This window comes from Kluyvera genomosp. 2, from assembly GCF_036759865.1.
Taxonomy (GTDB): Bacteria; Pseudomonadota; Gammaproteobacteria; order Enterobacterales; family Enterobacteriaceae; genus Kluyvera; species Kluyvera ascorbata_B.
The window spans coordinates 195,394-219,949 of record NZ_JAPKIA010000003.1 but is presented as its reverse complement, the minus strand read 5'-3'; the positions used below and the strand labels follow the sequence as shown (position 1 = coordinate 219,949).

Here is a 24,556-nt window from a genome sequence, read left to right as displayed (position 1 = left end):
GCTAACATCTTGTTTCTGCATAGAAACGGCGGGTGAAAAATGCAGGTTTCATAGCTTTGACCGCGGTGATGTGTGGAAAGTTCTTAGGCTTGACTAGGAATAATCCTAAAATCATTGAGTAAATACTCATTAAGAAAATGATGCAAAATAAATTAAAGAAAAATCTTAATTCTAGTATTGGCGTGGTTAAGGCTATTTTTATTATCAAAGGGAAGTAATGATTTCATTTATTAATAAATGATTAAATAGTAATCAATCGATGGCGGCGGGTGATGGCGATATAAAAAAAGGGCCGCATGTGCGGCCCTTGAGGTAAGACGTTTTTAGTGATGCTCAACCTTGTGGCTGTGCTCAATGTCTTCGTTCTTACGGCTGAAACGACGACGAACCACGACGAAGAACACCGGGACAAAGAAGATAGCCAGCACGGTCGCTGTTACCATTCCGCCCATTACGCCGGTACCTACGGCGTTCTGCGCACCGGAGCCCGCGCCAGAGCTGATAACCAGCGGCATAACGCCGAGGATAAAGGCCAGCGAGGTCATCAGGATAGGACGCAGACGCATACGTACGGCTTCCAGCGTTGCTTCGATAAGCCCTTTACCTTCTTTATCCATCAGGTCTTTGGCGAACTCGACGATCAAGATGGCGTTTTTCGCCGAGAGACCGATGGTGGTCAACAGGCCTACCTGGAAGTACACGTCGTTGGTCAGACCGCGCAGCGTTGCGGCCAGCAGCGCACCGACAACCCCCAGCGGAACCACCAGCATGACCGAGAACGGAATAGACCAGCTCTCATACAGTGCGGCCAGACACAGGAAGACGACGATCAGCGAAATCGCGTACAGGGCAGGGGCCTGGTTGCCGGAGAGGCGTTCCTGATAGGACATGCCCGTCCAGTCGTAGCCGATACCCGCGGGCAGTTTACCCGCCAGCTCTTCCATCAGGCTCATTGCCTCACCGGTACTCTTACCTTCGGCTGCCTGGCCCAGGATTTCCATGGACGGCAGACCGTTGTAACGTTCCAGACGCGGCGAACCGTATTCCCAGCGCGAGCTGGAGAAGGCCGAGAACGGCACCATCTGACCATCGCTGCCGCGAACGTACCACTTACCAATATCTTCTGGCAGCATACGGTATTTCGCTTCGGACATCAGATACACCTTCTTCACACGACCGCGGTCGATGAAGTCGTTGACGTAGCTACCGCCCCAGGCCGTGCCCAGCGTGGTATTGATGTCACTGATAGAAACACCCAGCGCCTGGGCTTTTTCCTGATCGATGTCGATTTTGAACTGCGGCGTATCTTCCAGACCGTTAGGACGCACGCCGGTCAGCACGTCAGGGTGCTGGGCAATCATGCCGAACAGTTGGTTACGCGCCTGCGTCAGTTTTTCGTGACCCAGACCCGCCTGATCAATCAGCTGGAAGTCAAAGCCGGTTGCCGTACCCAGTTCTACAATCGCCGGCAGGTTAAAGGCGAACACCATCGCATCTTTAATCTGTGAGAAGTAGCCCATTGCACGGCCGGTGATCGCTTCCACTTTGTTCTCGGCGCCCGGACGTTGACTCCAGTCCTTCAGCGAGACGAACGCGATACCGGTGTTCTGGCCGCGACCCGCGAAACCGAAGCCGTTTACGGCGAAGACGGACTCAACGTTGTCTTTCTCTTTGGTGAGATAGTAGTTGGTCATCTCATCCAGCACTTTCTGCGTACGTTCCTGGGTCGCACCGGCAGGCAGCTGCGCCATGCTCAGGAATACGCCCTGGTCTTCGTCCGGCAGGAAGGAGCTTGGCAGACGTACAAACAAAAACGCCATGCCGACGACGATGATCAGATACAGCAGCAAATAACGACCGGTGCTGCGCAGAATATTGCCTACGCTATCGGTGTAGTGGTGCGTGCTCTTCTCAAACATCCGGTTGAACCAGCCGAAGAACCCGGTGGTTGCGCCGTGGCTGCCTTTTTCGATTGGCTTCAGCATGGTGGCGCAGAGCGCCGGCGTCAGGATCAACGCAACCAGTACCGACAGCGCCATCGCGGACACGATAGTGATGGAGAACTGGCGATAGATTGCCCCGGTAGAACCGCCGAAGAAGGCCATCGGGATGAACACCGCGGACAGGACCATCGCGATACCAACCAGCGCCCCCTGAATCTGGCCCATTGATTTACGCGTCGCTTCTTTTGGCGGCAGACCTTCTTCCGCCATGACGCGCTCGACGTTCTCTACGACGACGATGGCGTCATCCACCAACAGGCCGATGGCAAGCACCATCCCGAACATGGTCAGCGTGTTTATCGAGAAGCCGAATGCCGCCAGCACCGCAAAGGTCCCGAGCAGTACCACCGGCACCGCGATCGTTGGGATAAGCGTCGCGCGGAAGTTCTGCAGGAACAGATACATCACCAGGAACACCAGAATGATCGCTTCGACCAGCGTTTTCACCACTTCGTGAATTGAGATCTTAACGAACGGGGTGGTGTCATACGGATAAACGATTTTCATCCCTGACGGGAAGAACGGCTCCATTTTTGCCAGTTCAGCGCGAATGGCGCTCGCGGTGTCCAGGGCGTTGGCGCCGGTCGCCAGTTTAATCCCCAGGCCGGAAGCCGGCTGGCCGTTAAACTTCGCGATAACGTCGTAGCTCTCGCCGCCGAGCTCAATCTTGGCGACGTCGCGCAGGCGAACCTGCGAGCCGTCCTGGTTCACCTTCAGCAGGATGTTGCCAAACTGCTCGGTGTTGGTCAGACGGGTTTGCGCCACGATAGAGGCGTTCAGCTGCTGGCCTTTCACCGGCGGCGTACCGCCTAACTGACCGGCCGCCACCTGGGCGTTCTGTGCTTTCAGCGCGGCGATCACGTCAACCGGCGTCAGCTGGAAGTTGTTCAGTTTGTTCGGGTCCATCCAGATACGCATCGCGTACTGGGAACCAAACAGCTGAACGTCGCCCACGCCGCTGGTACGGCTAATGGCGTCCTTCATGTTCGCTGCCACGTAGTCCGAGATATCGTCCTGGTTCATGGTGCCGTTGGTGTTGATAACACCGACAACCATTAGGAAGCTGCTGGACGCTTTCTCAACGCTAATACCCTGCTGCTGAACTTCTTGCGGCAGCAGTGGAGTGGCCAGCGCGAGTTTGTTCTGCACCTGAACCTGCGCGATATCCGGATCGGTACCGGATTCGAAGGTCAGGGTAATGGTTGCGGTACCGGTGGAGTCGCCGTTGGAGGACATGTACATCAGGTGATCGATACCGTTCATGTTCTGTTCGATAACCTGAGTTACTGTGTTCTGCACCGTTTCGGCGTCAGCACCGGGGTACATGGCCGTGATCGAAATTGCTGGCGGCGCAATCGTCGGATATTGCGCTACCGGCAACTTGAGGATCGATAGCCCCCCTGCCAGCATGATAATGATGGCGATCACCCACGCAAATATGGGGCGATCGATAAAGAAATTAGGCATGTCTTAACGGCTCCTGTTTAAGTTAAGACTTGGTTTGTTCTGACTGAGCAGCGCCCGCTGCGGCTTGCTGTTTGTCGTCAGAAGTGACTTCCTGCGCTTTGACCTGCACGCCCGGTTTCACTTTTTGCAGACCGGTAATAATGACGCGATCGCCATCCTTCAGGCCCTCGGTGACCAGCCATTTGTCGCCAATGGCCTGTGCGGCAACAATCTGGCGGGTTTCGACTTTATCGTCAGCGCCAACAACCAGCGCGCTCGCATCGCCGCGCGGCGTACGGGTCACGCCCTGTTGCGGAACCAGCAGCGCGTTCGGGTTGGTCCCTTCTTCCAGACGTGCGCGAACGAACATGCCCGGCAGCAGCGTATGGTCTGGGTTCGGGAAAATAGCGCGCAGCGTGATAGAACCGGTGGTCTGATCAACGGTCACGTCAGAAAACTCTAAGGTGCCGCTCTGCGGATATTTGATGCCGTCATTGGTCACCAGATCCACTTTCGCTTTGCCGTTTTCCTGTTTCAGCTTGCCGTCCGCCAGCTCCTGCTTAAGGCGCAGGAAGTCGTTGCTGGACTGGGTAACGTCAACATAGATAGGGTCCAACTGCTGAACGGTTGCCAGCGCGGTGGCTTGCCCGTTCTGCACCAGCGCGCCCTCGGTAACCGAAGATTTGCCAATGCGCCCGCTGATAGGGGAGGTCACTTTGGTATAAGCCAGGTTGATACGTGCGGTTTCTACCGCCGCTTTGGCAGCGACTACCGCAGCGTTAGCCTGCTGCGCATCGGCAACAGCCGTATCGTAATCCTGTTTGCTGATGTACTGCGTACCCAACAGTTTGGAGTAACGATTCACGGTCAGCTTTGCGATGTTGGCCGCGGCCTGCGCTTTGGCTAAATCACCTTTGGCGCTTTCGTAAGATGCCTGATACGTTGCTGGATCAATCTGATAAAGCGACTCACCGGCGGTGATTTCACCCCCTTCCGTAAAGTTGCGCTTCAGAATAATACCGCTGACCTGCGGGCGTACTTCTGCAATGCGGAAGGCGCTGGTGCGGCCCGGCAGTTCCGTCGTGATTACAAGAGGTTCAGATTTGAGCGTCACGACGCCAACTTCTGGTGCGTGTTGTGCTCCTTGCTGAGCTGGTTTGTCGTCACATCCTGTTAGCGCTAAGCTGCCTGAGAGCATCAGAACGACCGCCAGAGGCGTTAACCCTCTGTTTTTGTTCATATGTAAACCTCGAGTGTCCGATTTCAAATTGATCAATGAAGCAAGCGTCACAAACCCATTGCTGCGCTTGTATTATCGTCATACTATGGTACATACATTCATAAATGTATGTAAATCTAACCCCTGCAATTTCACCGACCTATGGCACGAAAAACCAAAGAACAAGCGCAAGCTACGCGTCAGCACATACTGGATGTCGCCCTACGGTTGTTTTCGCAGCAGGGGGTATCATCTACCTCACTTGCCGAGATTGCAAAAGCGGCCGGGGTGACGCGTGGCGCAATCTACTGGCATTTCAAGGATAAGTCGGATCTCTTTAACGAAATCTGGGTGTTATCAGAGTCCAGTATTAGCGATCTTGAGATTGAGTATCGGGCAAAATTCCCAGGTGATCCACTCTCAGTTTTGAGGGAAATACTGGTTTACATTCTGGAAGCGACCGTTATCGAAGAACGCCGACGCCTGATGACGGAAATTATTTATCACAAATGTGAGTTTGTCGGCGAAATGGCCGTTGTGCAACAGGCACAGCGGAGTTTATGTTTGGAAAGTTACGATCGCATTGAACAGACGTTAAATGACTGTGTCATCGCCGGGGTATTACCGACCAATCTGCTCAGCCGTCGGGCGGCCATTTTGACCCGCAGCTATATTTCCGGGCTGATGGAAAACTGGCTATTTGCGCCCGACTCCTTTGACCTGCGCGGCGAAGCGCAGGCTTATGTCGCTATCCTGCTCGAAATGTATCAATTTTGCCCAACGCTGCGCGCCGAAACACAGCCTTAATCACGGGCTTATTACCAGGAATAATCCTGGCGTCTCTGACTGTTCGCCTGTACCCAGAAGTGCTATTCTGCGCGGGCGTTTATCCCCGGTTCTTCACCGGCTTTAACAACCACTCACGTTAACATTATGCTGCATAATATCCGCCCACGGGGCACGATTTCCGCATTTATCATTATTGCTGTCTGCTTTCTGTTTACGATGGCCGCGGCGCAGGCGCGCGCGATTAACGGCAATGATATTCCTGACCGCGCCGATGTCCAGGATCAGCTGACCGCCCTCAATAATAAGAAAGACCTGACGCCGCAAGATAAGCTGGTACAACAGGATCTCACGGAAACCCTGCAACTTCTCGATAAAATCGACGCGGTGAAGGCGGAATCGACCGCACTGCAAAAGCAGATCGATCAGGCGCCGATGAAGCTGCGCCAGGCGACCGATAATCTCAACGCCCTGAGCGACGTCGACAATGACGATGAAACGCGCAAGACGCTGAGCACGCTCTCGCTGCGCCAGCTGGAAGCTCGAGTTTCCCAGTCGGTTGACGATCTGCAAAATGCGCAAAACGATCTCGCGACTTACAACAGCCAACTGGTCTCACTACAAACCCAGCCCGAGCGCGTCCAGAACTCGATGAACGCGGCCTCGCAGCAGCTGCTGCAGGTGCGCAACAGCCTCAACGGCAGCACCGTCGGCGATGCGCTGCGCCCCACGGAGCAGGCCAAACTGCTGGTGCAAAAATCGCTGCTGGATGCCGAAATTGAACTGCAGCGTAAGAGCCTTGCGGGGAACACCGTGCTGCAGGATACGCTGCAAAAGCAGCGCGACTATGTGACCGCCTACAGCAACCGTCTTGAACATCAGCTTCAGCTGTTGCAGGAGGCTGTGAGCAGCAAGCGTCTCACGCTATCGGAAAAAACGGCCGCCGAAACCGCCTCGCCGGAAGAGACCGCCCGTATTCAGGGCAATCCGCTGGTGAAGCAGGAGCTGGAAATTAACCACCAGCTAAGTCAGAAACTGATTACCGCCACTGAAAGCGGCAACCAGCTGGTGCAGCAAAATATTAAGGTGAAAACCTGGCTTGACCGCGCCCTGCAGTCTGAACGTAACGTGAAAGAGCAAATTGCCGTACTGAAGGGGAGCCTGCTGCTGTCGCGTATTCTCTACCAGCAGCAGCAGACGCTACCGTCGGCCGACGAGCTGGAGGATATGACCACCCGCATCGCCGACCTGCGTCTTGAGCAGTTTGAGATCAACCAGCAGCGTGATGCCCTGTTTCAGAGCGACGATTTCGTTGCGAAACTGGAAGAGGGGCACAGCAGCGAAGTCGACAGCGAAGTGCACGACGCGCTGCTGCAAATTGTTGATGCGCGCCGCGAGATGCTCGACCTGATCAACAAGCAGTTGGGTAGCCAACTGATGATGGCCATCAACCTGCAAATTAACCAACAGCAGTTGATGAGCGTATCGAAAAGCCTGAAATCAATCCTTACCCAGCAAATCTTCTGGGTAAACAGCAACAAACCGATGGACTGGGACTGGATTAAATCGTTCCCGGAAGCGCTGAAAGATCAGTTTAAGTCGATGAAAATCACCGTCAACTGGGAGAAAGCGTGGCCCGCGGTGTTTATCGCCTTCCTCGCGGGGCTGCCGCTGTTGCTGATTGCCGGGCTGATACGCTGGCGGCTACAGTGGCTGCGCAATTACCAGGATAAGCTGGGCGACCAGGTGGGTAATCTGCGTAACGATAGCCAGATGCACACGCCAAAGGCCATCTTCATCGATCTTATTCGCGCGCTGCCTGTGGTGCTGCTGATTCTGGCGGTCGGCCTGATCCTGCTGACCATGCAGCTCAATATCAGCGCACTGCTGTGGGCGTTTTCGAAAAAACTGGCCATGTACTGGCTGGTGTTCGGTCTGTGCTGGAAAGTGCTGGAGAAAAACGGCGTGGCCGTGCGGCACTTTAATATGCCAGAGCAGCTCACCAGCCACTGGCGTCGTCAAATTGTGCGTATCAGCCTGGCGCTGCTGCCGCTGCATTTCTGGTCAGTGGTGTCTGAACTTTCGCCGCTGAACCTGATGGACGATGTGCTGGGGCAGTTTGTTATTCTGCTTAACCTGCTGGTGATTACGGCACTGATGTGGCCAATGTGCCGCGAAAGCTGGCGTGACAAAGAGTCGCATAGCCTGCGTCTGATCACCATGACCGTGCTGGCGCTGGTGCCAGTGGGGCTGATGGTGCTGACCGCCACCGGCTACTTCTATACCACCCTGCGTCTGTCCGGTCGTTGGATTGAAACCGTCTACCTGGTTATTTTCTGGAACCTGCTGTACCAGACGGTCCTGCGCGGATTAAGCGTGGCGGCGCGTCGTATCGCCTATCGCCGCGCGGTCGCCCGTCGTCAGAATCTGGTGAAGGAGGGGGCCGAAGGGGCCGAACCGCAGGAAGAACCCGCGATTGCCCTGGAGCAGATCAACCAGCAGACGCTGCGTATCACCATGCTGGTGATGGTGGCGCTGTTTGGCGTGATGTTCTGGGCCATCTGGTCTGACTTAATCACCGTCTTTAGCTACCTCGACAGCATCACCCTGTGGCACTACAACGGCACCGAGGCCGGGGCCAGCGTGGTGAAAAATGTCACCATGGGCAGTTTGCTGTTTGCCATTATCGCTTCAATGGTCGCCTGGGCGTTGATTCGTAACTTACCGGGTCTGCTGGAAGTGCTGGTGCTCTCACGGCTGAATATGCGTCAGGGGGCGTCGTATGCCATCACCACGATCCTGAACTACGTGATTATCGCCGTGGGCGCAATGACCGTATTCGGCTCGTTGGGGGTATCGTGGGATAAACTGCAATGGCTGGCTGCCGCGCTGTCGGTTGGTTTAGGTTTCGGCCTGCAGGAGATTTTCGGTAACTTTGTGTCCGGCCTGATTATTCTGTTCGAACGCCCGGTACGTATTGGCGATACCGTGACCATTGGCACCTTCTCCGGGACGGTTAGCAAGATCCGTATTCGCGCGACCACCATCACCGACTTTGACCGTAAAGAAGTGATCATCCCGAACAAGGCCTTCGTCACCGAACGGCTGATCAACTGGTCTCTGAGCGATACCATCACCCGCGTGGTGATCCGTCTTGGCGTGGCCTACGGATCGGATCTGACCAAGGTGAAAGAGGTGTTGCTCAAAGCGGCGATGGAACATCCGAAAGTGATGCACGATCCGGAGCCTTCGGTGTTCTTTACCGCCTTCGGCGCCAGCACCCTCGATCACGAACTGCGTCTGTACGTACGTGAACTGCGCGATCGCAGCTACACCGTTGACGAACTGAACCGCACAATCGACCGTCTGTGCCGCGAAAACGACATCAACATTGCCTTTAACCAGCTGGAAGTGCACCTGCACAACGAGAAGGGCGATGAAGTGACGGAAGTGAAGCGCGACAGTAAAAATGACGGCAAAGACTTGATTGCTGATTAATCGGTAGGCCGGATAAGCGCTGCGCCATCAGGCGCGCCGCCGTATATTGCCGCATGGCGGCATCGTCTTATCCGGCCTGCGGAGAGGGCTAGCTGTTGTTCCCTTGCTGCCTGGCGTTGGCGCTATGGCGCTTCGTCCGGGCGGCTTTTCAGCTTGTTGATGTAATCTTTGCGCACCATCTCCAGCGCGCTGAGCACAATTTCCGGGGCGATATGGTTGCTCTCCAGCAGTTCGATCAAATCGACCGCTAGCTTGACGTCATCGGGCGCATTTTCCAGCGACATAGCTTCTCCTCTAGCGCGCGATACGCGCCAGTATTCGTTCAATTTCCTCGAGCGCCTGGCGGCAGCGGGTAAGGCGACCGTCAAAGGCAGTGATTTCGCGCGCCAGACGCTGCTGATCCTCAAGCGTTGTAGCCTGCTGATATTGCTGCTGGCGCTGCTGCTTCATCTCCAGCAGGCGACGTTCAAACTCCTGCGTTTCCAGCCTTTTACGCTGCCAGCGGCGCAGGCCGGGTGAGGGGCTATCCCACATGCGCAGTGACCAGGCTTCGCTCTCGCGGCTGATGGCCTCAATTTGCGCCGCCAGGCGTTCGGCGAGCCAGGCGACCTGCGGCAGCTGCTGCCGATCAACGGCGTGCTTAAGCTCCTCAAAATGCGCTTGGGCTTCATCGAGGTAGGCCTGCATTCTGGTGCTGCGCGTCTGGAAAAGCTGGCGGTCAAAGCGCGCGCTCAGCGTGGCGTGCGCAGCAAGGGGCGCAATGCGCGTCTGAAGCCGCGCAAGCTGTTGTTCCAGCGTTTGTAAAAGCAGGGCCGTTTTCACCGGATTCTCCGTTTTCTTGTTATCGGCTATGCTACAGTAGCAGACTCATTTGATAACGATTCGCATTATGCAGCGTACTATTTTAATCATTATTGGCTGGCTGGCGGTAGCCCTCGGCACCATCGGGGTGGTTCTGCCGCTGCTGCCGACGACGCCATTTATTCTGCTGGCTGCCTGGTGCTTTGCGCGCTCGTCGCCGCGCTTCCATCACTGGCTGCTTTATCGCTCCTGGTTTGGCGGCTACCTGCGCCACTGGCAGCGCTATAAGGCGATGCCGCCGGGGGCCAAACCGCGCGCCATCGCGGTGATTTTGCTGACGTTTGGCGTTTCTCTGTGGCTGGTGGAGATGACGTGGGTGCGCGTGCTGCTGCTGATGATCCTCGCCGGGTTGCTGGTTTTTCTTTGGCGAATCCCGGTGGTTGATGCAGAACAACAAAAGTCATGAAGCGCATTAATGGTGTTGCATTTCTGCGAGCTAGCCAGTAAATTCTGGCGTTTTCGAGCACAGGCGCGCCTGGTTAAAAGTTATCCAATTGTTGCTTTTAACCCATTTTGCTCGCCTTGAGTAACACTGTTTCAATCAGGCACAAACCTATGACCGCAACTGCACAGCAGCTTGAATATCTGAAAAACAGCATCCAGAGCATCCAGGATTATCCGAAACCTGGCATTCTTTTCCGCGATGTCACCAGCTTACTGGAAGACCCGAAAGCCTACGCGCTCAGCATTGAATTGCTGGTTGAGAAATACAAAGACGCCGGTATTACCAAAGTGGTGGGTACCGAAGCGCGTGGTTTCCTGTTTGGTGCACCTGTTGCGCTGGCAATGGGCGTAGGTTTTGTCCCGGTGCGCAAACCGCGCAAGCTGCCGCGCGAAACGATCGCCGAAAGCTATGAACTGGAGTACGGTACCGATCAGCTGGAAATCCACGTTGATGCAATCAAACCGGGCGACAAAGTTCTGGTGGTTGACGATCTGCTGGCTACCGGCGGGACTATCGAAGCGACGGTTAAATTGATCCGCCGTCTGGGTGGCGAAGTGCACGATGCGGCCTTCATCATCAACCTGTTCGATCTGGGCGGCGAACAGCGCCTGGAAAAACAGGGTATCACCAGCTACAGTCTGGTGAATTTCCCGGGTCACTAAGCATTTCCCGATACATGGCCTCGCCGATCCGGCGGGGCTGTGGTAGCATTACCCCCTCGTGAATCCACCTTCCAGCGTTTCAGAGCCTGCCAATGAGTTATCAGGTCTTAGCCCGAAAATGGCGCCCACAAACCTTTGCTGACGTCGTCGGCCAGGAACATGTGCTGACCGCACTGGCGAACGGCTTATCGTTAGGGCGCATTCATCACGCATATCTCTTTTCCGGCACCCGTGGCGTCGGGAAAACCTCTATCGCCCGTTTGCTGGCGAAGGGGCTGAACTGCGAAACCGGCATTACCGCCACGCCGTGCGGCGTGTGTGATAACTGCCGCGAAATTGAACAGGGGCGTTTCGTCGACTTAATTGAGATCGATGCCGCCTCGCGAACCAAAGTTGAAGATACCCGCGACCTGCTGGATAACGTCCAGTACGCGCCCGCGCGCGGCCGCTTTAAGGTGTATCTCATCGATGAAGTGCACATGCTCTCCCGCCACAGCTTCAACGCGCTGTTGAAGACGCTGGAGGAGCCGCCTGCGCACGTCAAATTCCTGCTGGCGACGACCGATCCGCAAAAGCTGCCGGTGACTATTCTGTCGCGCTGCCTGCAGTTCCACCTGAAGGCGCTGGACGTTGAGCAGATTCGTCATCAGCTTGAACATATCCTCGATGAAGAGCATATCGCCCACGAGCCTCGCGCCCTGCAGCTGCTGGCGCGTGCGGCGGATGGCAGCCTGCGTGACGCCTTAAGCCTCACCGATCAGGCGATTGCCAGCGGCGAAGGCCAGCTAACGACCGTCTCCGTCAGTGAGATGCTCGGTACCCTGGACGACGACCAGGCGCTGTCACTCATTGAAGCGCTGGTGGCCGCCGACGGCGAGCGGACGATGGCGCTGGTCAACGAGGCCGCGCTGCGAGGCGTTGACTGGGAGGCGCTGCTGGTTGAAATGCAGAGCCTGCTGCACCGTATCGCGATGGTTCAGCTGTCGCCTGCGGCACTGGGTAGCGATATGGCGGCCATTGAACAGCGGATGCGCAACCTGGCGCGCACCGTGCCGCCGACCGACGTGCAGCTGTACTACCAGACGCTACTGATTGGTCGCAAAGAGCTGCCGTACGCGCCGGACAGGCGTATGGGCATTGAAATGACTCTGCTTCGCGCGCTGGCGTTCCATCCGAACGCGCCGCTGCCGGAGCCGGAAAGGCCGCAGCAGTCCTTTGCGCCTGCCTCTACGCCGGTTACGCAACCGTCAGCGCCGATGCCTGCTTCTGCGCCAATGACGCCGCCGCCTGCTGCTCCGCTTCCTGATTCAACGAATCAGGTGCTGGCTGCGCGCCGTCAGCTGCAACAGCAGCAGGGCAATCAGGGAGCAACCACCCCAAAAAAGAGTGAACCGGCAGCCGCTTCCCGCGCGCGGCCGGTGAATAACGCCGCGCTGGAAAGACTGGCTTCGGTGACCGATCGCGTTCAGGCGCGCCCGGCACCGTCCGCGTTGACCCAACCGGCGGCGAAGAAAGAGGCTTACCGCTGGAAAGCCACCACGCCGGTTGCAGAGGTGAAAAAAGAGGAAGTCGCCACGCCGAAGGCGCTGAAGAAAGCGCTGGAGCATGAGAAGACGCCTGAGCTGGCGGCTAAGCTTGCGGCGGAGTCTTTAGAACGCGACCCGTGGGCAGCGGAGGTGAGCCAGATGGCGCTGCCGAAGCTCGTCGAACAGGTGGCGCTCAACGCGTGGAAGGAACACAACGGCAACGCGGTATGCCTGCACCTGCGCCCGACTCAGCGACACCTTAATTCGCCCGGCGCCAGGCAGAAGCTTGCCGAAGCGATGAGCACTTTATACGGTGTGCCTGTTGAATTGACCATCGTGGAAGATGATAATCCGGCGGTGCGTACGCCGCTGGAGTGGCGGCAGGCTATTTATGAAGAGAAACTCGCGCAGGCGCGCGAGTCGATCATCGCGGATAATAACATTCAGACCCTGCGTCGATTCTTCGATGCCGATCTGGATGAAGAGAGTATTCGCCCCATTTGACCGCAAGCGATGCTGACGGTCGTTATTTTTTAACGTGACCTACTGAGAGAGAAGCCTATGTTTGGTAAAGGCGGTCTGGGTAACCTGATGAAGCAGGCCCAGCAGATGCAAGACAAAATGCAGAAAATGCAGGAAGAAATCGCCCAGCTGGAAGTCACCGGCGAATCTGGCGCAGGTCTGGTCAAAGTGACCATCAACGGCGCGCACAACTGCCGTCGCGTTGAAATCGACCCAAGCCTGCTGGAAGACGACAAAGAGATGCTGGAAGATCTCGTTGCTGCGGCGTTCAACGATGCGGCGCGCCGTATTGATGAAACCCAGAAAGAGAAAATGGCCTCTGTATCCTCCGGTATGCAGCTGCCGCCAGGCTTCAAGATGCCGTTCTGATGCAAACCAGTCCGCTGTTAACTCAGCTGATGGAAGCGCTGCGCTGCCTGCCGGGCGTTGGCCCGAAGTCAGCGCAGCGCATGGCGTTTACCCTGCTGCAGCGCGATCGCAGCGGGGGAATGCGCCTGGCGCAGTCCTTAACGCGTGCGATGTCGGAAATCGGCCACTGCGCTGATTGCCGCACCTTCACCGAACAGGACGTGTGCAATATCTGTGCGAACCCGCGTCGCCAGGAAAACGGCCAAATCTGCGTGGTGGAGAGTCCGGCAGACATTTACGCCATTGAGCAGACCGGGCAGTTCTCCGGCCGCTACTTCGTGCTGATGGGCCACCTGTCGCCGCTCGACGGCATCGGCCCAGACGATATCGGCCTCGATCGTCTGGAGCAACGTCTGGAAACGGAGCAGCTCACGGAAATCATTCTCGCCACCAACCCCACGGTGGAAGGGGAAGCCACGGCCAACTATATTGCCGAGCTGTGCGCGCAGTATGGCGTTGATGCTAGCCGTATCGCCCACGGCGTGCCGGTTGGCGGCGAGCTGGAGATGGTTGACGGCACCACGCTGTCGCACTCGCTGGCCGGGCGCCATAAGATTCGTTTTTAAGCAAACGAGAGCAGGATTTTCTGCTCTCGCTTGAAATTCTCGCTACCCATCCCCATTTTCCTCTCATCGCTTTTTTTACCTTGTAATCACCATTGAGGTATTTTGCAATGAAAGGACAAGAAACACGTGGCTTTCAGTCAGAAGTAAAACAGCTTCTGCACCTGATGATCCATTCTCTGTATTCCAATAAAGAAATTTTCCTGCGTGAGCTTATCTCTAACGCTTCAGATGCTGCCGACAAGCTGCGCTTCCGCGCGCTGTCCAACCCGGATCTGTATGAGGGCGACGGCGAACTGCGCGTGCGCGTCTCCTTCGATAAAGATAAGCGTACGTTGACCATCGCCGATAACGGCGTGGGTATGAACCGCGACGAAGTGATTGACCACCTGGGGACTATCGCAAAATCCGGCACCAAAGCCTTCCTCGAGTCCATGGGCTCCGACCAGGCGAAAGACAGCCAGCTTATCGGCCAGTTCGGCGTCGGCTTCTACTCGGCGTTTATCGTCGCGGATAAAGTCACCGTGCGCACCCGTGCGGCGGGCGATAAGCCGGAAAACGGCGTGTTCTGGGAATCTGCCGGTGAAGGTGAATACACCGTCGCGGACATCACCAAAGAAGACCGCGGCACCGAAATTACTCTGCACCTGCGTGAAGACGAAAGCGAGTTCCTCGACGACTGGCGCGTGCGTTCAATTATCAGCAAATATTCCGACCATATCGCGCTGCCGGTAGAAATTGAAAAATCCGAAGAGAAAGACGGTGAAACCGTTGTCTCCTGGGAGAAAATCAACAAAGCGCAGGCGCTGTGGACGCGTAATAAAGCTGAGCTTAACGACGACGAATACAAAGAGTTCTACAAGCATATCGCCCACGACTTTACCGATCCGCTGACCTGGAGCCACAACCGTGTGGAAGGGAAGCAGGAGTACACCAGCCTGCTGTATATCCCGTCGCAGGCGCCGTGGGATATGTGGAACCGCGATCATAAACACGGCCTGAAGCTGTACGTGCAGCGCGTCTTTATCATGGACGATGCCGAACAGTTTATGCCGAACTACCTGCGCTTCGTGCGCGGCCTGATAGACTCCAACGATCTGCCGCTGAACGTTTCACGTGAGATCCTGCAAGACAGCACCGTCACCCGAAATCTGCGCAACGCGCTGACCAAACGCGTGCTGCAAATGCTGGAAAAACTGGCGAAAGACGATGCCGAGAAATACCTGACCTTCTGGAAACAGTTTGGCCTGGTACTGAAAGAAGGCCCGGCGGAAGATCACGGTAATCAGGAAGCGATTGCCAAACTGCTGCGCTTTGCTTCTACCCATACCGACTCTTCCGAGCAGAGCGTGTCGCTGGCCGACTACGTCTCGCGTATGAAAGAAGGGCAGGAGAAAATCTACTACATCACCGCCGACAGCTACGCCGCGGCGAAAAGCAGCCCGCACCTGGAGCTGCTGCGTAAGAAAGGCATCGAAGTGCTGCTGCTTTCTGACCGCATCGATGAGTGGATGATGAACTACCTGACCGAGTTCGACGGCAAACCGTTCCAGTCAGTGGCGAAAGCCGACGAGTCTATCGACAAACTGGCGGATGAAGTCGACGAAAGCGCGAAGGAAGCGGAAAAAGCGCTGACGCCGTTCGTTGAACGCGTGAAAACCCTGCTGGGTGATCGCGTGAAAGAAGTGCGTTTGACCCATCGTCTGACCGACACGCCGGCGATTGTCACTACCGATGCTGACGAAATGAGCACCCAGATGGCGAAACTGTTCGCCGCGGCGGGCCAGGCTGCGCCGGAAGTGAAATACATCTTTGAACTGAACCCGGATCACGTACTGGTGAAACGCACTGCCGATACCCAGGACGACGAGCAGTTTAAAGAGTGGGTTGAACTGCTGCTTGACCAGGCGCTGTTCGCCGAGCGCGGTACGCTGGAAGATCCTAACCAGTTTATCCGCCGTATGAACCAGCTGCTGGTGTCCTGATAGCCATAATGTAATGCCGGATGGCGCTAACGCTTATCCGGCCTACAGCTTCTCATCGATCGTAGGCCGGATAAGGTGTTTACACCGCCATCCGGCATTTTCTCTCCTTATTATCAATTTTCCCACCGTTAACCGTTTCAGCGTAGCCCGCTTCCTTGAGCCAATGCCGCGTTGGTGGTATCTTTTAGCGCTTTTTAAAAAATATTGACAACCTTTGAGGGGATTTTCGCAATGCGTATCATTCTGCTTGGCGCACCTGGCGCGGGTAAAGGAACTCAGGCACAGTTCATCATGGAGAAATATGGCATTCCGCAAATCTCCACCGGTGATATGCTGCGCGCGGCCGTTAAATCTGGCAGCGAGCTGGGCAAACAGGCTAAAGACATCATGGATGCCGGTAAGCTGGTGACCGATGAGCTGGTTATCGCGCTGGTGAAAGAGCGCATCGCCCAGGAAGACTGCCGCAACGGTTTCCTGCTGGACGGCTTCCCGCGCACTATTCCGCAGGCTGACGCCATGAAAGAAGCGGGCATCAACGTTGACTACGTGCTGGAATTCGACGTACCGGACGAACTGATCGTTGACCGTATCGTAGGCCGTCGCGTACACGCTGCTTCTGGCCGCGTTTACCACATCAAATTCAACCCGCCTAAGGTTGAAGGTAAAGACGACGTGACCGGCGAAGAGCTGACCACGCGTAAAGACGATCAGGAAGAGACCGTGCGTAAGCGCCTGGTGGAATACCATCAGATGACCGCGCCGCTGATCGGCTACTACTCTAAAGAAGCGCAGGCGGGTAACACCCAGTACGCCAAAGTTGACGGTACTCAGGCCGTGGCTGACGTTCGCGCAGAGCTGGAAAAAATCCTCGGCTAATACCGAGGCGTGCCGGATGGCGGCATAAATGCTTTATCCGGCCTACGATTATTTTGTAGGCCTGATAAGCGCAGCGCCATCAGGCAAAAATTCTCGCCTTACCTCTCACAGCAATTAGTTTTTCTTCCCTGCTTTTCCGCTACAATTATCAACAATTTGAATCGATAAGAGGCGGTAATGCATCATAAAAAACCCGGTATTCTGCTGGTTAACCTCGGGACGCCCGATGCCCCCACGTCTGAAGCCATTAAACGCTATCTGAAACAGTTTTTAAGCGATAAGCGCGTTGTTGATACGCCGCGTTTGCTGTGGTGGCCTTTGCTGCGCGGCGTGATTCTGCCTATTCGCGCGCCCAGGGTAGCAAAGCTGTATCAGTCCGTGTGGATGGAAGACGGCTCGCCGCTAATGGTTTATAGCCGTCGCCAGCAGCGCGCGCTGGCCGCACGCCTGCCGGATGTGCCGGTGGCGCTGGGCATGAGCTACGGCACGCCGTCGCTACAAAGCGCCGTGGATGAACTGCTGGCACAGGGCGTCGATCAGCTTGTCGTGCTGCCGCTTTACCCGCAGTATTCCTGTTCGACCGTGGCCGCCGTATGGGATGAACTCGCCCGTATACTGGCCAGCAAACGCGCCATTCCGAGCGTGTCGTTCATTCGCGACTATGCTACCGATCGCGGCTATATTGAGGCGCTGGCCGCTAGCGCACGCGCATCGTTCGCGCGCCACGGCGAGCCGGATCTGCTGCTGCTTTCCTATCACGGCATTCCGCAGCGCTACGCGCATGAAGGCGACGATTATCCGCAACGCTGTCGCGACACGACCCGCGAGCTGGTTTCCGCGCTGGGTATTTCACCGGACAAGGTGATGATGACCTACCAGTCGCGCTTTGGCCGTGAACCGTGGTTGACGCCGTATACCGATGAGACGCTGAAAATGCTCGGAGAAAAGGGCGTGAAGCATCTTCAGGTGATGTGCCCGGGCTTCTCTGCTGATTGCCTGGAAACGCTGGAAGAAATAGCGGTTCAGAACCGTGAAGTGTTCCTGGAGGCGGGTGGGCAACAGTATGAGTATATTCCCGCGCTTAATGATGATGATGCGCATATTGAGATGATGGTGAATCTGACCGCGTCGTATCGCTAATCGCCTGCGGGTAGGGGAATATGCTACTATTCCCCGCCTGTTAACTGCCAGCCAAAAATCACCATGAAATTTCCCGGTAAACGCAAATCTAAACATTACTTCCCGGTGGACGCTCGCGATCCGCTGCTCAAGCAAATTCAGCCCGAAAGTGAAACCAGCGCCGCGTGGGTCGTCGGTATCGACCAGACGCTGGTGGATATTGAGGCGAAAGTCGACGATGCGTTTATTCAGCGCTACGGCTTGAGTGCCGGGCATTCGCTGGTGATTGAAGACGATGTAGCGGAAGCGCTGTATCAGGAACTGGTGCGCGAAAACCTGATTACTCATCAGTTTGCCGGTGGCACTATCGGTAACACCATGCATAACTACTCGGTGCTGGCGGATGACCGCTCGGTGCTGCTCGGCGTGATGTGCAGCAATATCGAAATTGGCGGCTATGCCTACCGCTACCTGTGTAATACCTCCAGCCGCACCGATCTTAACCATTTGCAGGGCGTTGACGGGCCGATTGGCCGCTGCTTTACGCTGATTAGCGACAGCGGCGAGCGGACCTTTGCCATTAGCCCTGGGCACATGAACAAGCTGCGCCCGGAGAGTATTCCTGAGTCGGTTATCGCCGGCGCATCTGCGCTGGTGCTCACCTCCTACCTGGTGCGCTGCAAGCCGGGCGAGCCGATGCCGGATGCCACCATGCAGGCCATCGCCTATGCCAAAAAGCATGATGTACCGGTAGTGCTGACGCTGGGCACGAAGTTTGTTATCGCCGATAGCCCGGAATGGTGGCAGCGTTTTATCAAAGAGCACGTGTCGATTCTGGCGATGAATGAAGAAGAAGCGGAAGCGCTAACCGGCCTCAGCGACCCGCTGCAGGCATCGGATAAAGCGCTGGACTGGGTGGATCTGGTGCTGTGCACCGCCGGGCCGACCGGGCTGTATATGGCAGGCTTTACCGAAAATGAGGCCAAGCGTAAAACCCAGCATCCGCTGCTGCCGGGTGCCATTGCCGAGTTTAACCAGTATGAGTTCAGCCGCGCGGTGCGTTTTAAAGATTGCCGGGAGCCACTGCGTATCTACTCGCACATTGCGCCATTTATGGGCGGGCCAGAAAAAATCATGAACACCAACGGCGCGGGTGACGGTGCGCTGGCGGCGCTGCTGCATGATATTACCGCCAACGCCTATCACCGTAGCAACGTGCCGAACTCCAGCAAGCATCAGCACGCCTGGCTGACCTATTCGTCACTCGCGCAGGTGTGCAAGTATGCTAACCGGGTAAGCTATCAGGTGTTGAACCAGCATTCGCCGCGTCTGACGCGCGGCCTGCCGGAGAAAGAAGATAGCCTCGAAGAGGCGTACTGGGAACGTTAATTCGTTCGAGGCCTACAACGATGACGTGCCGTTGTAGGCCTGATAAACGCAGCGCCATCAGGAAGATGGCGCAGATTTCCGGATGGCGGCTTCGCCTTATCCGGCCGAAGAAAGTTACCCGCTTACCGCCTCACTCAACGGCGGCGAGCTCAGCAGCCCCAGCATGGTTTTGGCAATCTCCCGCTCGCCCATCACCACTTCATTGGCTCCGCGTTCGCTAATGTACGCCACTTCGTCGTCATAATGCGCACGGGCAATGATCTCGAGGTGCGGACACTTCTCGCGAGCGCTGGCAACAATCTCCCCGGCCTCGTAGCCGTTGGGGATGGTCAAAAGCAGCCAGCGGGCGCAGTCGAGGTGCGCCAGATTCATGATCTCTTCGTTAGCGGCGTTGCCCAGTACCGCGCGAATACCGCGTTCACGTAGCTCATCCACGCGGGTTCGCGACGTTTCAATGACCACCAGTGGAATGCCCTGCGCCATCAGCTTCTCACCGAGCAGGCTGCCGACGCGGCCGTAGCCGACCAGCAACGCATGATTGCAAATATCCACCGGGATCTGCGTTTCATCTTCCAGCGCCTCTTCCAGCGTCTGTTCCTCAAGCGTTTCCGTTTTCTCGAGGTATTTCTCCAGCAGGGAGAACAGCACCGGGTTAAGCATAATGGAGAGAATCGCGCCCGCCAGCACCAGGTTTTGCCCGGCCTGCGGCAGTAGCCCCAGCGCCATCCCCAGACCGGCCAGAATAAAGGCAAATTCGCCAATCTGCGCCAGGCTGGTGGCGATGGTCAGTGCGGTACGCTGGGAGTGACCGAACAGGCGCACCAGGCCAAACGCCGCCAGCGATTTACCGAAGATGATAATGGCCAGCGTTGCCAGCACCGCCAGCGGTTGCTCAATCAGAATCAACGGATCGAACAGCATGCCGACGGAGACGAAGAACAGTACCGCAAACGCGTCGCGCAGCGGCAGCGTATCGTGCGCCGCGCGGTGGCTCAGCTCGGATTCGTTCAGCACCATTCCGGCGAAGAATGCGCCCAGCGCGAAGGAGACGTCGAACAATTCGACCGCACCGAAGGCAATGCCCAGCGCCAGCGCCAGTACCGAGAGCGTGAACAGTTCGCGAGACCCGGTGGCGGCGCTGCGTGAGAGGATCCACGGCACCAGACGACGGCCAACCAGCATCATGATGGCGATAAACGCCACAACTTTGCCGATGGTGATGGCCATATCGATAGCCAATGAGGCAAAACCGATATTTTCTTTTTCCATCATTCCGGCGACGGCGGGGAGCAGAACCAGCGTTAATACCATCACCAGGTCTTCAACAATCAGCCAGCCGATGGCAATTTGCCCCCGCTGGCTATCAATAAGCTGCCGTTCCTCCAGCGCGCGTAGCAGCACCACGGTACTGGCGGTAGAAAGACACAGACCAAACACGATACCGGTCATCATTGACCAGCCTAAGAAAGTGGAGAGCAGCATCCCCAGCAGCGTGGCGACGGCTATTTGCGCGATGGCGCCGGGGATGGCGATAGACTTTACCGCCATCAAATCTTTGAGCGAAAAATGGAGACCGACGCCGAACATCAGCAGAATAACGCCGAGTTCTGCAAGCTCAGGCGCCAGTTTGGTATCAGCGACAAATCCTGGAGTAAACGGTCCGGCCAGCACGCCCGCTAATAAATAACCTACCAGTGGTGAAATTCTTAACTTATTGGCAATCATGCCAAGGAAAAAAGCGAGCACAAGGCCACCAACAATGGTGGTGATTAGCGGTGTGGCGTGATGCATTCCGTCTCCTTTCGTCGTGATGCGTGGTCCCATTTTTGGCGCAGAGTGCCGCAACAGCCTGAAAACCAAAAAACCTCGTAATAGTTTATGACAATTTCCGTGATTGTGTTTGTGAATAATTCTTGAATTTAGCTAAAAAATTGAATTTTTGAGAGTAAATGGCACAAAAATGAAAATTGGCTGAGCAAAGCCAGATAAGACGCGCGCTTGCGGGGAGGGGAGCGGCAGCCAAAACAAAGGTTTGGCTGCCGTAAATTCAGTGTTTTTGGCGGTTATCAGGTAAGAATATGGTCAACATCCCAATAAGTGGTAGGAAAGCACATATTTTATAAACCAACTCGATACTGGTATGGTCGGCAATCAGCCCCAGTACCGCAGCCCCAAGGCCACCCATGCCAAAAGCGAAGCCGAAGAATAGCCCGGAAACCATCCCGATACGGCCCGGCAATAGCTCCTGCGCATACACCAGAATGGCAGAAAACGCCGATGCGAGGATAAATCCAATGATCACCGTTAAAATCCCCGTCCACCACAGGCTGGCGTAGGGTAAAAGGAGAGTAAACGGTGCAACGCCGAGGATAGAGCCCCAAATAACATATTTACGGCCAATCTTGTCACCTACAGGCCCGCCAATGACGGTGCCCGCAGCCACTGCAAACAGGAAGGCAAATAAGTGAATCTGCGCGTTTTGTACCGATAATCCGAATTTTTGCATCAGATAAAAGGTGTAGTAGCTGCTGATACTCGCCATATAGAAATATTTCGAGAAAATCAGCATCAGCAGGATGCTCACGGCCAGAATAACCTTGTTTCTCGGCAGCGGATTGATAATCACCGCTTTAGGTTTCCCCTTCGCCAGACGATGCTGCGCGGCGTACCAGCGGCTGACCTGCGCCAGCACGACAATCGCCAGCAGCGCGGCCAGGACGAACCAGGCAACGTTACCCTTACCGTACGGCGCGATAATCACCGCCGCCAGCAGCGGCCCAAGCGAGCTGCCGAAGTTACCGCCGACCTGGAAAATAGACTGCGCCAGCCCGTGGCGACCACCGGAAGCCATGCGCGCCACGCGGGAGGATTCCGGATGGAACACGGATGAGCCGGTACCGACCAGCGCAGCGGCCAGCAGCACCGTCCCGAAGCTACCTGCCAGCGCCAGCAGCACCAGGCCGCTTAGGGTAAAGCACATGCCGACGGGGAGTGACCACGGCATCGAACGCTTATCGGTGATGTAACCGATCACCGGCTGGAACAGCGATGAGGTCAGCTGGAAGGTAAGGGTGATCATCCCTATCTGCACAAAGGTCAGAGAAAACTCGGACTGCAGCAGCGGGTAGATGGCCAGAATCAGCGACTGAATCATGTCGTTGAGCAGGTGGGAGAGGCTTATTGCTCCCAGGATACCGAATGAGGTGCGGCCCTTTTGCGAAGACGCAGTCGGGCCAGGCCGCGTAGGGCTGGTTTCAGAGATTGCCATAGATTCCACTTATATTTGGTAGTGCGATATTGGGGATAAACGCTTTAATAATTATTATCAGACTAAGATACCTGTCTAAGACGTTTGAAGGAAGTCTCAATTCTGAAAACAAATTAGACTAATATTTCATAGCGTTGTAATTTCTGCGGTTGTTATTCACTCAGGGAGAGAATCATGCATTTCGTCAAACGAGGCGTGGCGCTGGCGATGCTGGCTGCACTATCTTTAGTCAGCCTGCCCTCACAGGCTTATCAGCAAGATAAAACGTATAAGATAACCATTCTGCATACCAACGATCACCACGGGCACTTCTGGCGCAGTGAATATGGTGAGTATGGCCTGGCGGCGCAAAAAACGCTGGTTGACGGCATTCGTAAAGAAGTGGCAGCAGAAGGCGGCAGCGTGCTGCTGCTCTCGGGCGGCGATATTAACACCGGAGTTCCGGAGTCGGATCTGCAGGATGCCGAGCCGGACTTCCGCGGCATGAATCTGGTGGGCTACGACGCGATGGCCGTCGGCAACCATGAGTTTGATAATCCGCTGAGCGTTCTGCGCCAGCAGGAAAAGTGGGCTAAATTCCCGTTCCTCTCCGCCAATATTTACCAGAAAAGCACCGGCGAGCGCCTGTTTAAACCGTGGGCGATTTTTAAACGTCAGGATCTGAAAATTGCCGTCATTGGTTTAACCACCGACGACACCGCCAAAATCGGTAATCCGGAATACTTTACCGATATTGAATTCCGCAAACCGGCGGAAGAGGCGAAGCTGGTGATTCAGGAGCTACAGCAGAAAGAGAAGCCTGACCTGATTCTGGCGACGACCCATATGGGGCACTACGATAACGGCGAACACGGCTCCAATGCGCCGGGTGATGTTGAAATGGCGCGCAGCCTGCCGGCCGGCGCGCTGGCGATGATTGTAGGCGGTCACTCGCAGGATCCGGTTTGCATGGCGTCGGAAAATAAAAAGCAGGTTGATTACGTACCGGGTACGCCCTGCGCGCCGGACAAACAGAACGGTATCTGGATAGTTCAGGCCCACGAGTGGGGGAAATATGTCGGCCGCGCGGACTTCGAATTCCGCAACGGTGAGCTTAAGCTGGTGCACTACCAGCTGATCCCGGTCAACCTGAAGAAGAAAGTCACTTACGATAACGGGCAGAGCGAGCGCGTGCTTTACACGCCGCAGATCCCGGAAAACCCGCAGATGCTCTCGCTGCTGACGCCGTTCCAGAGTAAAGGCAAAGCGCAGTTAGAGGTAAAAGTTGGCAGCGTGAATGGGCATCTGGAAGGCGATCGCAGCAAGGTTCGCTTCGTGCAGACCAACATGGGGCACCTGATTCTGGCGGCGCAGATGGCGCGCACCGGCGCCGATTTTGGCGTCATGAGCGGCGGCGGCATTCGCGACTCCATCGAGGCGGGTAATATCACCTATAAGAGCGTGCTGAAGGTGCAGCCGTTTGGCAACGTGGTGGTGTATGCCGATATGAGCGGGAAAGAGGTGATTGAGTATCTGACCGCTGTAGCGCAGATGAAGCCGGACTCCGGGGCCTATCCGCAGTTTGCCAACGTCAGCTTTGTGGCGAAGGGCGGGCAGCTTCAGGATCTGAAAATCAAAGGTGAACCGGTCGATCCGGCGAAAACCTATCGTCTGGCGACGCTGAGCTTTAACGCTACCGGCGGCGACGGCTATCCGAAGATTGATAACAAACCGGGCTATGTGAATACCGGCTTTATCGATGCCGAGGTGCTTAAACAGTATATTGAGCAGAACTCGCCGCTGGATGTGAATGCTTACGAGCCGAAAGGGGAAGTGAGCTGGCAGTAAGCTCGGCGCAGCGCCATCAGGCAGTTGGGTGCACATTGCCGGATGGCGGCGTAAACGCCTTATCCGGCCTACCCTTCCGTAGGCCTGATAAGCGCAGCGCCATCAGGCGGTTCAGCGCACATTGCCGGATGGCGGCGTACGAGGCTATCAGAG

The 24,556-nt window shown here is 56.0% G+C and carries 18 protein-coding genes and 1 other annotated feature; of the genes, 12 read left to right on the top strand and 6 right to left on the bottom strand.

The window, feature by feature from the left end; all coding sequences use genetic code 11:
- Nucleotides 1–323 precede the first annotated feature (323 nt).
- Both acrB and acrA read right to left on the bottom strand, forming a co-directional pair.
- Nucleotides 324–3,470, bottom strand: a complete 3,147-nt coding sequence (gene acrB / locus V6942_RS04405) for a multidrug efflux RND transporter permease subunit AcrB (protein ID WP_182929375.1) — start codon at nucleotides 3,468–3,470, stop codon at nucleotides 324–326.
- A 22-nt stretch (nucleotides 3,471–3,492) separates the two neighbouring features.
- Nucleotides 3,493–4,689: a multidrug efflux RND transporter periplasmic adaptor subunit AcrA gene (acrA, locus tag V6942_RS04400; RefSeq protein ID WP_106930570.1), complete on the bottom strand. Its 1,197-nt coding sequence runs from the start codon at nucleotides 4,687–4,689 to the stop codon at nucleotides 3,493–3,495.
- Nucleotides 4,690–4,830: 141 nt separating this feature from the next.
- Between acrA and acrR the strand changes: the two genes are divergently transcribed.
- Together acrR and mscK are read left to right on the top strand one after the other, a co-directional pair.
- The gene (gene acrR / locus V6942_RS04395) at nucleotides 4,831–5,475 is read left to right on the top strand and encodes a multidrug efflux transporter transcriptional repressor AcrR (protein ID WP_106930568.1); all 645 of its coding nucleotides are present in this window, start codon (nucleotides 4,831–4,833) and stop codon (nucleotides 5,473–5,475) included.
- 126 nt (nucleotides 5,476–5,601) lie between these two features.
- On the top strand, nucleotides 5,602–8,952 hold the full coding sequence (mscK, locus tag V6942_RS04390) for a mechanosensitive channel MscK (RefSeq protein WP_106930566.1): 3,351 nt from the start codon (nucleotides 5,602–5,604) through the stop codon (nucleotides 8,950–8,952).
- 122 nt (nucleotides 8,953–9,074) lie between these two features.
- On the opposite strand, the gene rsmS is transcribed toward mscK, so the two are convergent.
- Both rsmS and priC read right to left on the bottom strand, forming a co-directional pair.
- Complete coding sequence (gene rsmS, locus V6942_RS04385) at nucleotides 9,075–9,236, bottom strand: pleiotropic regulatory protein RsmS (protein ID WP_106930564.1); 162 nt, start codon at nucleotides 9,234–9,236, stop codon at nucleotides 9,075–9,077.
- 10 nt (nucleotides 9,237–9,246) lie between these two features.
- Nucleotides 9,247–9,774 carry a primosomal replication protein N'' gene (priC, locus tag V6942_RS04380; protein WP_106930562.1) on the bottom strand — a complete coding sequence of 176 codons (528 nt, stop codon included), beginning with the start codon at nucleotides 9,772–9,774 and terminating at the stop codon, nucleotides 9,247–9,249.
- Nucleotides 9,775–9,841: 67 nt separating this feature from the next.
- Here priC and V6942_RS04375 point away from each other — a divergent pair, with 67 nt between their 5' ends.
- The 9 genes from V6942_RS04375 (at nucleotide 9,842) to V6942_RS04335 (ending at nucleotide 19,308) form a co-directional block, all read left to right on the top strand.
- Nucleotides 9,842–10,219, top strand: coding sequence for a DUF454 family protein (locus V6942_RS04375; RefSeq protein WP_106930560.1), 378 nt, complete (start codon nucleotides 9,842–9,844; stop codon nucleotides 10,217–10,219).
- Nucleotides 10,220–10,368: 149 nt separating this feature from the next.
- Nucleotides 10,369–10,920 (top strand): adenine phosphoribosyltransferase, encoded by a 552-nt coding sequence (gene apt / locus V6942_RS04370; protein WP_052283817.1) that lies wholly within the window; start codon nucleotides 10,369–10,371, stop codon nucleotides 10,918–10,920.
- A gap of 92 nt (nucleotides 10,921–11,012) precedes the next feature.
- Nucleotides 11,013–12,950, top strand: coding sequence for a DNA polymerase III subunit gamma/tau (gene dnaX, locus V6942_RS04365; RefSeq protein ID WP_333500851.1), 1,938 nt, complete (start codon nucleotides 11,013–11,015; stop codon nucleotides 12,948–12,950).
- Nucleotides 12,280–12,344 (top strand) — a sequence feature (DnaX frameshifting element). It overlaps the preceding gene by 65 nt.
- A 57-nt stretch (nucleotides 12,951–13,007) precedes the next feature.
- Complete coding sequence (locus V6942_RS04360; RefSeq protein ID WP_064548013.1) at nucleotides 13,008–13,337, top strand: YbaB/EbfC family nucleoid-associated protein; 330 nt, start codon at nucleotides 13,008–13,010, stop codon at nucleotides 13,335–13,337.
- Complete coding sequence (recR, locus tag V6942_RS04355) at nucleotides 13,337–13,942, top strand: recombination mediator RecR (RefSeq protein ID WP_106930556.1); 606 nt, start codon at nucleotides 13,337–13,339, stop codon at nucleotides 13,940–13,942. The genes V6942_RS04360 and recR overlap by 1 nt, the downstream gene beginning before the upstream one ends.
- Before the next feature lie 107 nt (nucleotides 13,943–14,049).
- Nucleotides 14,050–15,924: a molecular chaperone HtpG gene (htpG, locus tag V6942_RS04350; protein WP_182929371.1), complete on the top strand. Its 1,875-nt coding sequence runs from the start codon at nucleotides 14,050–14,052 to the stop codon at nucleotides 15,922–15,924.
- A 231-nt stretch (nucleotides 15,925–16,155) separates the two neighbouring features.
- On the top strand, nucleotides 16,156–16,800 hold the full coding sequence (gene adk / locus V6942_RS04345) for an adenylate kinase (protein ID WP_106930550.1): 645 nt from the start codon (nucleotides 16,156–16,158) through the stop codon (nucleotides 16,798–16,800).
- A gap of 177 nt (nucleotides 16,801–16,977) precedes the next feature.
- Nucleotides 16,978–17,940 (top strand): ferrochelatase, encoded by a 963-nt coding sequence (gene hemH / locus V6942_RS04340; protein ID WP_333500850.1) that lies wholly within the window; start codon nucleotides 16,978–16,980, stop codon nucleotides 17,938–17,940.
- A gap of 63 nt (nucleotides 17,941–18,003) precedes the next feature.
- Nucleotides 18,004–19,308, top strand: a complete 1,305-nt coding sequence (locus V6942_RS04335) for an inosine/guanosine kinase (protein WP_106930546.1) — start codon at nucleotides 18,004–18,006, stop codon at nucleotides 19,306–19,308.
- Nucleotides 19,309–19,422: 114 nt separating this feature from the next.
- On the opposite strand, the gene ybaL is transcribed toward V6942_RS04335, so the two are convergent.
- Both ybaL and V6942_RS04325 read right to left on the bottom strand, forming a co-directional pair.
- A complete protein-coding gene (gene ybaL, locus V6942_RS04330; protein WP_106930544.1) occupies nucleotides 19,423–21,099 on the bottom strand; it encodes a YbaL family putative K(+) efflux transporter in 1,677 nt (558 codons plus the stop codon).
- A 256-nt stretch (nucleotides 21,100–21,355) separates the two neighbouring features.
- On the bottom strand, nucleotides 21,356–22,576 hold the full coding sequence (locus V6942_RS04325) for an MFS transporter (RefSeq protein WP_182929369.1): 1,221 nt from the start codon (nucleotides 22,574–22,576) through the stop codon (nucleotides 21,356–21,358).
- A 174-nt stretch (nucleotides 22,577–22,750) separates the two neighbouring features.
- Here V6942_RS04325 and ushA point away from each other — a divergent pair, with 174 nt between their 5' ends.
- A complete protein-coding gene (ushA, locus tag V6942_RS04320; RefSeq protein ID WP_106930541.1) occupies nucleotides 22,751–24,403 on the top strand; it encodes a bifunctional UDP-sugar hydrolase/5'-nucleotidase UshA in 1,653 nt (550 codons plus the stop codon).
- Nucleotides 24,404–24,556 lie beyond the last annotated feature (153 nt).